General features: G+C 31.0%; 9 protein-coding genes, 2 tRNA genes and 3 pseudogenes. 8 read left to right on the top strand and 6 right to left on the bottom strand.

What is annotated here, in order from left to right:
- The 6 genes and pseudogenes from AMN73_RS01815 to AMN73_RS01790 form a co-directional block, all read left to right on the top strand.
- Positions 1-375: pseudogene (locus tag AMN73_RS01815) on the top strand (zinc ABC transporter ATP-binding protein); the annotation flags it as partial.
- Entirely contained in the window at positions 376-1179 is an 804-nt protein-coding gene (locus AMN73_RS01810; RefSeq protein ID WP_075534586.1) for a metal ABC transporter permease, read from the top strand.
- A 24-nt stretch (positions 1180-1203) separates the two neighbouring features.
- Positions 1204-1596, top strand: a complete 393-nt coding sequence (locus AMN73_RS01805) for a Fur family transcriptional regulator (RefSeq protein WP_082254572.1) — start codon at positions 1204-1206, stop codon at positions 1594-1596.
- A gap of 44 nt (positions 1597-1640) precedes the next feature.
- Entirely contained in the window at positions 1641-1862 is a 222-nt protein-coding gene (locus tag AMN73_RS01800) for a DUF6552 family protein (RefSeq protein ID WP_075534584.1), read from the top strand.
- Between the two features lie 163 nt (positions 1863-2025).
- A complete protein-coding gene (locus tag AMN73_RS01795) occupies positions 2026-2994 on the top strand; it encodes a hypothetical protein (protein ID WP_075534583.1) in 969 nt (322 codons plus the stop codon).
- Between the two features lie 50 nt (positions 2995-3044).
- Positions 3045-3140 (top strand): annotated as a pseudogene (locus AMN73_RS01790) (Fe-Mn family superoxide dismutase); the annotation flags it as partial.
- Here AMN73_RS01790 and AMN73_RS01785 read toward each other — a convergent pair.
- From AMN73_RS01785 to AMN73_RS01775, 3 genes and pseudogenes are all read right to left on the bottom strand, one after another.
- Positions 3137-4342 (bottom strand): sugar phosphate nucleotidyltransferase, encoded by a 1206-nt coding sequence (locus AMN73_RS01785; RefSeq protein ID WP_075534582.1) that lies wholly within the window; start codon positions 4340-4342, stop codon positions 3137-3139. The pseudogene AMN73_RS01790 and the gene AMN73_RS01785 overlap by 4 nt on opposite strands.
- A pseudogene (gene ilvD, locus AMN73_RS04590) lies at positions 4342-6061 on the bottom strand (dihydroxy-acid dehydratase). Before ilvD ends, AMN73_RS01785 begins: the two are co-directional and overlap by 1 nt.
- A complete protein-coding gene (locus tag AMN73_RS01775) occupies positions 6061-8685 on the bottom strand; it encodes a valine--tRNA ligase (RefSeq protein ID WP_075534581.1) in 2625 nt (874 codons plus the stop codon). The pseudogene ilvD and the gene AMN73_RS01775 overlap by 1 nt, the downstream one beginning before the upstream one ends.
- A gap of 127 nt (positions 8686-8812) precedes the next feature.
- Here AMN73_RS01775 and AMN73_RS01770 point away from each other — a divergent pair.
- Together AMN73_RS01770 and AMN73_RS01765 are read left to right on the top strand one after the other, a co-directional pair.
- Positions 8813-8886 (top strand) — tRNA-Cys (locus AMN73_RS01770).
- Between the two features lie 50 nt (positions 8887-8936).
- A tRNA-Asn gene (locus AMN73_RS01765) sits at positions 8937-9012 on the top strand.
- Positions 9013-9016: 4 nt separating this feature from the next.
- Here AMN73_RS01765 and AMN73_RS01760 read toward each other — a convergent pair.
- From AMN73_RS01760 to AMN73_RS01750, 3 genes are all read right to left on the bottom strand, one after another.
- Positions 9017-9388: a helix-turn-helix domain-containing protein gene (locus AMN73_RS01760; RefSeq protein ID WP_075534580.1), complete on the bottom strand. Its 372-nt coding sequence runs from the start codon at positions 9386-9388 to the stop codon at positions 9017-9019.
- A 151-nt stretch (positions 9389-9539) separates the two neighbouring features.
- A complete protein-coding gene (locus AMN73_RS01755; RefSeq protein ID WP_075534579.1) occupies positions 9540-10274 on the bottom strand; it encodes an amino acid ABC transporter ATP-binding protein in 735 nt (244 codons plus the stop codon).
- Between the two features lies 1 nt (position 10275).
- Positions 10276-11496 (bottom strand): amino acid ABC transporter permease, encoded by a 1221-nt coding sequence (locus AMN73_RS01750; protein ID WP_425304119.1) that lies wholly within the window; start codon positions 11494-11496, stop codon positions 10276-10278.
- Positions 11497-11517 lie beyond the last annotated feature (21 nt).

Raw genomic sequence — 11517 nt, 5'->3', positions numbered from 1 at the left:
CAGGTGGTGAGTTTCAAAGAGTTCTACTTGCAAGAGCTATTTCAAAAAAAACCTGAACTATTAGTTCTTGATGAACCGGTTCAAGGTGTGGATTTCACGGGTGAGATAGCTTTATATGAACTAATAAAGAAAATTTCTGACGAATTAAATTGTGGTATTTTATTAATTTCTCATGATTTACATACTGTAATGAGCGCTACAGATCATGTTGTTTGTTTAAACGGTCATGTATGTTGCTCAGGTACTCCAATGGATGTAGCAAAAAATAATGAGTATAAAGCTTTATTTGGTGAACAAGCTTCTCAAATATTATCAAGATACGAGCATAGACACGATCATGTTCATACAAGTGAAGGTGAAATAAAGAAAAACTAAATGTTAGATGATTTTTTTATAAGAGCTTTAATAGCAGGTATTGGAGTTGCGATAGTTACCGGACCTCTTGGTTGTTTTGTTGTTTGGAGAAGATTATCTTATTTTGGAGATACTCTAGCCCACTCTGCTTTACTTGGAGTAACTTTAGCCTATTCGATGGAGTTTAATATAGCTTTCTCGGTATTTATTATTTCATCTTTAATAGCTTTAACTTTAATACAGCTACAAAAAAGAACTAATCTACCAGGTGATGCCTTACTCGGACTCTTAGCTCACTCATCTTTAGCAGTAGGACTTGTTGTTATAGGTTTTTTATCATTTATTAGATTTGATATTATGGGATTATTATTTGGAGATATATTGGCAGTTACAATTAATGATCTTTTAATAATATGGATTGGAGGTGCATTAATTTTATTAATTCTAAAATTAATTTGGAAACCTTTATTTGCATCAACAGTAAATTATGAATTAGCAGAAGCCGAGGGTTTAAATCCTGATAGGGCTAAGGCTATATTTACAATTTTAATGGCAGCCATTATTGCTATATCAATAAAAATGGTAGGTCTGTTGTTAATTACAGGTATGCTGATTATACCAGCTGCAATGGCTAGAAACATATCCTCTAGTCCACAAAAAATGGTTTTTTATTCTATTATTGGAGGATTATTATCCGTAGGCTTAGGTTTGTTTTCCTCATTAGAATTTAATACTGCATCAGGCCCATCTATAATAGCTGCATCTTTATTATTATTTGTATTGTCGTTACTAAATATTAAACAATCGATTAAATTGAAAAACTAATGGAGAATCGGTAAAATGAGAAGAATGCATAAAGAAAATAATCTTACAAAAAATCAGCAAATTATTTTTGATTTAATTGATAAATCCCCCGAACCATTAAAAGCTTATTCAATACTTTTTAATGTACAAAAAAAAGGAATAAAAGCACCGTTACAAGTTTATAGGGCTTTGGATAAATTAGTTGAAATGGGAAAAATTCATAAAATTGAAAGTAGAAATGCCTTTATAGCCTGTCAAAATTCAAGTTGTCAGGTATCAAGAGCAACGGCTTTTTCTATATGTGAAATGTGTGAAAAAATTACAGAGATAAGCAGTTCAAGCCTCTCTAAATATCTAGCTAATTTCAAAGACAAAGATGGTATGAAATATAATAAATACAATCTTGAGTTTTTTGGATTATGTAAAAAGTGTAGATAAGTTATTATCTAAAATCTAAATAAAAAAAGCTGAAAGGGAAACGTATGTTTATTAAGAAATATCTTAAATGGATAAGCACATTTTTAGTTTTGGTTGGTATTCTATTAACAAACCTAAATATTTATCCTTTAAATATCTATTTTCATGGATTAGGGGTAGTTGGTTGGACAGTTGCTGGATTTTTAGCGAAAGACAAAGCTATAATGACAAATTTTGGCTTACAAATACCACTATTTTTAGTTGGCATTTATTCGGTTGTATTTTAAAAAATTTCTAGACATCTATTATAGATAGTTTACTTAAGATAAATTCTCTAATTGATTCCCAAATAAATAAATTTTCCCTGTAGTAAAAAAAATTTCATAGTTTAAATAGTACTTAAGTCATGAATCAATGGAACCGAAAACAATAATATAAAGGGAGAAAAATATGGAGATGACTTTGATTTATACAGTAATTGGCTTTGGCCTTGCTGGATATAGTGTAATAGGAAACGACTCAATTCAAACATTAGGAACTTTCATAGCATCTAAACAGAAATGGTTTAAATGGTATGTTTTAGCTTCAGCAGCATCTTTTGTAATGATACTTGCTTTAGCATGGGGTTGGTATAGCTACAATGGAGATATATCTTATGGAAGACTAAATCGAATTCCTTATCAGGAAATTCAATGGTATCATGCTGTTGCACCAGCAATACTTTTAGTTCTTACAAGAGTAGGTATTCCGGTATCAACAACTTTTTTAGTGCTTTCAGCATTTGCTTCGACAGTAGTTTTGGAGAAAATGCTCATGAAAAGTGTTGTGGGTTACGGATTAGCTGCAATGGTAGCTTATATTTGTTGGATAGTAGTTTCTAGGTTTATTAACGAAAAATTCGACGAAGTAAAAGGTGATTTTTGGATTTCTTTTTGGAGAAATTCTGTGTGGGTAACATCAGGCTGGTTATGGTGGGTCTGGTTATCACATGATGTAGCTAATATTGCTGTGTATTTGCCAAGACAATTAAGTATTGAGCTATTAATTGTTGTGATGGCTTATTTCACGATATTGTTATTTTACATCTTTTATATTCAAGGAGGACGTATTCAGACAGTAGTTTTAGAAAAGACTGGTACTAGATACGCTCGGTCAGCAACAATAATTAACGTTATATATGCTGCAGTATTATTTTACTTTAAAGAACTTAATGACCTTCCAATGTCAACAACATGGGTGTTTGTTGGTTTATTATGTGGAAGAGAGCTTGCGATAGCTACTATGAATAAAGACTATAAATTAGGTTATGTCTTTCCATTAATAGGTAAAGACTTTCTTAAAATGGTTTTTGGATTGACTGTATCAGTAGGTATAGTGCTTGCTATTCATTATGTAATAATTCCTAATAATTGGTTTTAAAATTTTTTGGGAGAGTTAATTACTCCCCCACTTAATCAAGTTCCATCCCCTATTATATTGATTACAAGAATAGAAGACCCGAGTACTTAAATAACTTTGTAGAAAAATTAATTAATTGGGAATACGTAGAGTCGCTTTTAGACTAATTTTTAACTCTCCCATATACATCCTGATATCTAACAATATCTGTTTCTTTTAAGATTGAGCCTATTTGAGCTTCAATAATTTTAACAGGTTTTTTATAAGGGTTTTCAATTCTATGTATTGCTCCTAGGGGAATATAAATAGTCTCACCAGGTTTTTTTACAAATTTATTCTTATTTAATGTAATTTTTGGCATTCCATGTGTTACCACCCAATGCTCTGCTCTATGATGATGTTTCTGAAGACTTAATATGCCCTTAGGTTTGACATATAGCTCTTTGATTAAAAATTCTTTACCATTAAACAAGTTAACATAACTGCCCCAAGGTCGGTAAAATACATTTTTCTTTTTAAAGTACTTATTTTTGTTTTTGCCATACATTTTACAAATTTCTTTCCAGCTGCCTAGATCTGACCATGGAATATCAAGCTTGATTGCATTGATATTTTTAGTTTTCTCTAGTATCGCGTAATCAAAAGACTTGGCTGTTGCTTTACTAAATGCTTGTTTATTTAAATAATACACATTATTTTTATATTTTGCTTTTGTTACAGCTTTGCTACAGTTTCGAAAAATATTAGGCTGATATTTCTTAAAATTATTAATAATTGAGTCTTTTCTCAAAAAAAACATACCCGAATTCCAATATCCTTTTTGCTTAATAACCTCTTTTGCTTTAGCTTGTTTTGGTTTCTCAATAAATCTAGTTACTTTATTAATATTTTTTATATTTTTACTTAAGAAGTAACCATATTCACTTGACGGATTAGTTGGTTTAATCCCAAATATAAATACATTTTTATCATCTAAATTAGATTTATTTTTATTTATTGCACTAACGAGCTTATTGGGTTTTTCAATTAAATGATCAGCAGTAAAATACATCAGCGGTTGATTATTTGGAATTTCTTTAATTAATGCTGATGCTAAAATTGCTGGGGCAGTATTCTTTTTTGCTGGTTCCAAAACTATTTTATATTTACTAATTCTACTTTTTTTTAAAGCCTTTTTAACATCCTTAATATATTTTGAATTAGTGCTGATGATCGGATAATCAAAAACATTACTTTTAATTCTATCGAATGTTTTATTAATTAATGTCCAACCGCCAAAATCAATAAACTGCTTTGCTTGATGTTTTGACTTTTTAGGCCACAGTCTCGTACCTGCTCCACCACATAGAATAACTGGTCTAATTTTCATTAAATATCAGCGTAAGTTCTAACCTCTTCTTTTGCACCAGGATGTGTAGGTGCCCCAAGATAAGCTGGTCCAACTGTTTGTGCATACTTCCAAAGAGTTCCATTACCAAAATTGATTTTCTTTGGTTTCCATTTTTTTCGTCTCTTTGCTAATTCTTTTCTAGACAATCGAACGTTTATTGTCCCCTTCTTTGCATCTAAATCAATAATATCTCCATTTTTAAGTAATGCTATTGGACCACCTACAGATGCTTCTGGTCCAACATGGCCTATACAAAAACCACGTGTTGCTCCTGAAAATCTTCCATCAGTAATCAACGCAACTTTTTCACCTTTACCTTGTCCGTAAATTGCTCCTGTTGTTTGAAGCATTTCTCTCATTCCAGGTCCACCTTTTGGACCTTCATATCTAATTATAATAATATCACCGTCTTTATATTTTTTATTTTTAACTGCTTTGTAAGCTGCTTCTTCGGTATCAAAACATCTAGCTTTACCAGTGAATTGTAATTTTTTTAATCCTGCTATTTTAACAATTGCTCCATCAGGCGCTAAGTTTCCTTTTAAACCAACAACACCACCATCTGGAGATAGCGGTTGATTATAGGTCCTCATTACTTTTTGATTTTTATTAAACTTAATATTTTTCAAATTTTGTCTCATTGTTTTTCCTGTAACCGTCATACAATCACCATGTATGTAACCACCATCTAACAAAGTTTTTAAAAGCATAGGAACACCTCCAGCTTTCCACATATCTTTTGCAACATATTTTCCACCTGGTTTTAAATCTGCAAGGTATGGTGTTTTCTTAAAAATTCTCGCAACATCCATTAAATCAAATTTTATTCCAGCTTCATTTGCAAGTGCTGGTAAATGTAATGCAGCGTTTGTAGAACCTCCTGTTGCAGCAACAATCGTTGCAGCATTTTCTAATGATTTTTTTTGTTACAATATCTCTTGGTCTAATTCTTTTTTGTAATAAATTCATAACTGCTTTACCACTTTTTAACGCATAAGAATCTCTTTGTGTATAAGGTGCTGGAGTTCCTGCTGAATAAGGTAAAGCTAAACCAATTGCTTCAGACACACATGCCATGGTATTTGCTGTAAACTGTCCTCCACATGCACCCGCACTTGGGCATGCTTTTAATTCTAATTTTCTCAAAGCGTTTGCCGACATTTTCCCAGATGTATATTTTCCAACACCTTCAAAAACATCTACTACAGTCACATCTTTTCCATTAAATCTTCCAGGTAAAATTGATCCACCATAAATAAAAACACTTGGAACATTTAATCTAACCATTGCCATCATTAAACCTGGTAACGATTTATCACAACCAGCTACACCAACTAATGCATCGTAACAGTGTCCTCTAACTGTTAATTCAGTTGAATCTGCAATAACATCTCTTGATATTAAAGATGACTTCATGCCTTCATGGCCCATTGCTATTCCATCTGTAACTGTAATGGTACAAAACTCTCTTGGTGTTCCTCCTGCTTGATGAACTCCTTTTTTAACCGATTGAGCTTGTCTCATAAGAGCAATATTACAAGGAGCAGCCTCATTCCAGGTTGAAACTACACCCACAAACGGTTTTGCTACATCTTTTTCTGTAAGATCCATTGCATAATAGAAGGATCTTTGAGGTGCTTTATCAGGACCTAACGATGTATGTCTACTTGGTAACTTTTTTTTATTAAATTTTGGCATTATAAATTCTTTACTGTAGCTGATATTTTTTTTATATCATTTCCTAAGTTATTATAATTACTTTTTTCTTGGTCAACAATATGTTTTGGTGCCCGCTTTACAAAATCTTTATTGTTTAACCTTGAGGAAATTTTATCCATTTCAGCTTGATATTTTGACTGTTTGCTTAAAAGATTTTCTTTAATTAAATTTAAATCAACGTTTTCCTCAAAATAAAGTTTAAAAACACTACCTTTTATTACTAAAGATGCCGATGGCTTATTTTTATCTTTATCAATAAAATTTGTTATTCTTCCCAGCCTTTTAATTACCGTTTCATTATTTGTAAAAAAGGACTTATCTTTTTTGTTAATACCACTTAGTGAAATATCAACATAAGAACCTGGGCTAATACTGAGTTCATTCTTAAATGATCTGATCTCAGTAATAAAATCTATCATATTCTCAACATCAGCAAATTTTTCTTTTTTAGGCTTGTCAGAGACCCAATTCGAATACATCAAATAATCTTTATTTGAGTTATCTAACTTATTTTTAAGCCATATCTCCTCAGTAATAAAAGGTATGAATGGGTGTAGTAAAACTAAAATTTCTTTAAACACATAACTAGCGATTTCTTTAGTTTCCTTAATATCTTTTTTATTATTTGAACTTAGAATGGTTTTGCTTAATTCTAAATACCAATCACAATAAGAGTGCCATACAAACTGATATACATTACGGGCTGCTTCATCAAACCGATAGTCTTTAATATTGTTTTCAACAACAATTTTTGTTTGTACAAGCTCAGAATATATCCATTTATTAATATTAATCTTTGCTTTGGGTGATTTTTTAGTATTTTTGATGTCACATTTATTATGAATTAAAAAATTATTTACATTCCATAATTTGTTAAGAAAGTTTCTGTTACCTTTTACTCTATCCTCAGATAACTTTACGTCTCTTCCTGGTGATGCCATTGATAAAAGAGTAAATCTTAATGCATCTGCACTGTACTTTTCTATTAAGTCCAAAGGATCAATTACATTACCTTTTGATTTTGACATTTTTTGACCCTTCTCATCCCTAACTAGTGCATGTACATAAATATCTTTAAAAGGTTCTTTTTTAATAAATTCCATTCCAAACATAATCATTCTAGCAACCCAAAAAAAGATGATGTCAAAACCAGTAACTAGAACAGATGTTGGGTAAAATTTTTTAAGATAAGGATCTTTTGTATTCCAACCTAATGTTGCAAATGGCCATAAACCAGATGAAAACCAAGTATCTAAAACATCAGGATCTCGTTCTAATTCAACTTCTTTTTTGTAAAATTTTTTAGCATTTTGTTTTGCTTCTTTTTCATCAAGTGCAACAAAGATTTTTTTATCAGGTCCATACCATGCTGGTATTTGGTGTCCCCACCATAACTGTCTTGAAATACACCAAGGCTCAATATTGTTCATCCATTGAAAATATGTCTTTGACCAATTTCCTGGAAAAAAATTTGTTTTCTTTGATTTAACAATTTTTTTTGCTTTTATCGAAAGTTTTTTTGCATCAGCAAACCATTGTTCTGTGAGGTAAGGTTCAATTACAGAGTTAGATCTATCACCATATGGAACTTTATTTTTTATATTTTCTTCTTTAACAAATAAATTAAGATTTTTTAAATCCTCTAAAATAATTTTTCTTGCTTCAAATCTATCTAGACCCTGATATTTTCCAGGACAATTTTCATTAATTTTTCCATCATCGGTAAAAATATTTATTATCTTAAGTTTATTTCTTTGACCAACATCATAATCATTAAAATCATGTGCGGGTGTTATTTTAACAGCACCAGTTCCTTGTTCTGGATCAGCATAATCATCGAAAATAATTTTTATTTTTCTCCCTACTAAAGGTAAATTTACATCCTTATTTTTATACTTTTTGAACCTTTTATCTTTAGGATTTACCGCTACCGCAGTATCTCCAAGCATAGTTTCGGGTCTTGTTGTTGCTATGGTTATAAATTCATTTGTGCCATCAATCGGATATTTAATATAATATAATTTTGAATTTACCTCTCTTTGATCAACCTCTAGATCAGAAATAGCAGTTTTTAAAACGGTATCCCAATTTACTAATTTTTTGGATTTATATATGATTTTTTTTTTATGTAGTTCTACAAAAACTCGAATAACACTGTCGGATAGATTGTCATCCATAGTAAAGGCATTCCTTGACCAATCACATGAACAACCCAATTTTTTTAACTGATTAAGGATAATGTCACCATATTGATTTTTCCATTCCCAAACTTTCTTTATGAAATTTTCTCGTCCTAGATCATTTTTTGCTATTCCTTCGTTCTCTAATTTTTTTTCCACTAATGCCTGAGTGGCAATTCCTGCATGATCAGTTCCGGGTTGCCATAAAGTTTCATAACTATTCATTCGATGATATCTAGTTAAAAGATCTTGAATTGAATTATTTAAAGCATGACCCATATGCAAACTGCCGGTTACATTTGGTGGTGGTATTACGATTGAAAATTTTTTCTTATTTTTTTTGGGTTTAAACAACTCATTTTTCACCCAATATGAATAAATACGATTTTCTACTTCATTATGATTATATTTATCTGAACTCATATCCCTTTTTTGTTTATAAATTAATCATTCGAATAAACAATAATCAATTTTAAGTGGAAATTTATAGACTAATTGTAAAAATCAATTATATAAACTTGTATTAAATTGATTTATTATCCTTTTAAACGGTAACGTGGCGGAATGGTTACGCAGAGGATTGCAAATCCTTGTATCCCGGTTCGATTCCGGGCGTTACCTCCAAAAAAAGAGTTGTTTTAGTCCTAAAAAAAAGTAAGTTTTGATTTTTACATTCCTCGGTAGCTCAGTTGGTAGAGCAGTTGACTGTTAATCAATTGGTCGCAGGTTCGAGTCCTGCCCGAGGAGCCAAAAATTAACCAGTCTTTGAAATTCCGACTTGTGATACTTGTAAATTTTTACCAAACTTTATTTTTTGATCTGGTGTAAGCTCAGAATATAGCTTAACTAAAAAGTTATAGTTCACAGTTAAATGACTTTCTTTAACTCTTTCAGAATTAATTGCGTATTCTGAGAAATCCTCAAAAAAATAATTGATTGGCACCTTTAGATAGTTAGATAACTGAAGTAATCTTATAGAACTTACTCCGTTAGTACCTTTTTCATATTTTTGAATTTGTTGAAATGTTACGTTTATTGCTTTTGCGACTTTTGTTTGTGTTAATCCTAAAGCCAATCTTCTTAGCTTAAGTTTATTACCTAAGTGTTTATTAAAATTATCTTCCATTAAGACCCCTCTTAAAAAGGCTAATTGAACTCTATCCTGAAACTTATTGCAAGTATAAAAAAAATTATTTTTTAGCTCTTTTTGCTATTGACTCTGGGCCTAAAACCCTGATCAAAATTTATAAATTATGGGTTTTTCTAATTTAGAAAGGTTATAAAATCTGACTTAAAAATAATTTGGTTCTATCGTTTTTTGGATTTGCAAAAAATTCTTTGGTCTCAGCTTTTTCAACAATCATTCCTTCATCCATAAAAATTACTTCATCTGCAACTTCTTTAGCAAATCCCATTTCATGAGTAACTACAATCATGGTCATACCAGCTTTTGCAAGGTTTACCATTGCATCTAAGACTTCTTTTATCATTTCTGGATCCAAAGCTGATGTAGGTTCATCAAATAGCATTATTTTTGGCTCCATGCATAATGCTCTAGCAATTGCAGCACGTTGTTGTTGGCCTCCAGATAATTGTCCAGGAAACTTTTGTGCCTGATCGCTAATTTGTACTCTATTTAAATGCTCTAGTGCTAGTTCTTCTGCTTTAGCTTTAGGCATTTTTTTAACCCAAATAGGCGCAAGTGTGCAATTATCTAATATGGATAAGTGTGGAAATAAATTAAATTGCTGAAAAACCATTCCAACTTCTGCTCTTATTGCTTCAATATTTTTTGTATTTTCTGAAAGTTCAGTTCCATCGACAGTAATTGTTCCTTCTTGATGCTCCTCTAATCTATTAATGCATCTTATCAAAGTAGATTTTCCAGACCCTGATGGACCGCATACAACAATTTTTTTATTTTTCTCAACTGATAAATCAATATTTTTTAAAACTTGAAAATCACCAAACCATTTGTTCATATTTTCAATTTTTATGATTGGATCAGACATATTATCTTTCAGTTTTATATTTATTTTCTAAATTGTAACTATATTTACTCATAGCATAACAGATAATCCAGAAAATTATAGCAGCAAATATATAACCCTCCATTGCAAATCCAAGCCATTTTGGATTTGTTTTAGCGAGTGCGAGCATACCTGCAATTTCTGCTAAACCAACTACGAAAATTAATGGTGTATCTTTTACCAAAGCTAAAAAGGTGTTCGCTATTCCTGGAATAACTAATTTTAAAGCTTGTGGTAATATTACAAAAATATGCATTTTCCAATATCCCATTCCTAAGGATTTTGCTGCATCATACTGGCCTCTTGGCAATGCTTGTAAACCACCTCTAATAACTTCAGCACAATATGCAGCCTCGAATAAAGTAATTGCGATAATTACTCTAACAAGTTTATCCATAAAGAAATCTTCTGGTAAAAACATTGGGAACATTACTGAGGACATAAATAGAACTGTAATTAAAGGAACTCCTCTCCAAAATTCGATATAACCAACGGAGATATATCTAACAGCTGGCAAATTGGATCTTCTACCAAGAGCTAAGATCATTCCAAGAGGAAAACAAAAAATTAAGCAGAAGAAAGAAACTATAAATGTTAGTGATAAGCCTCCCCAAGCCCCAGTTTCAACCCAAACTAAACCGAAAGAACCTCCTGAAATCAAATAATAAATAATTAAAAAAGCGATTATTGGATAAATTATAACGTAATATAGAGCTAAGTATTTTTTCATGTTTTCTTTGAAAAAATACCCGACAAAGCCTAGAGCAATAACTAATATAAAGGCACTATTAATTCTCCAATGAAGGTCGTTGGGATACATTCCATACATAAATCTTTTGAACCATACTTTAATGTATGTCCAGCATGCTCCAGTCCCGGTACAAGCTTCTTTAGTATCACCAGATATGTTTGCATCAAATATCATCCAACTTAAAGATGGTGGTGTAGCTTTAATGAATGCAAAAATTATTAAAAGAGTGAGTAATGCATTAAAATTATTTGTATTTATGTTTTTATTTAATTTATCTAATATAGCTATACCGCTATATTCCATTCTAATAATGCCTAATCCAATAAAACCTAAAACTAACGGTAAAAAAGTACTAAGTTTTGAAGGTAAGAAAGATAAAATATTTGTGTTAAAGAATGCATATATTAATACATCAAAAATACTTATCGCTAATAGAAAAGATCCTAAATACATATTTGTAAGAGGATTTTTGCT

Origin of the sequence: Candidatus Pelagibacter communis, from assembly GCF_001179965.1 — a bacterium.
Lineage (GTDB): Bacteria > Pseudomonadota > Alphaproteobacteria > Pelagibacterales > Pelagibacteraceae > Pelagibacter.
The sequence above is the reverse complement of the archived record's forward strand: the minus strand, read 5'-3'. Positions and strand labels throughout refer to the sequence as shown.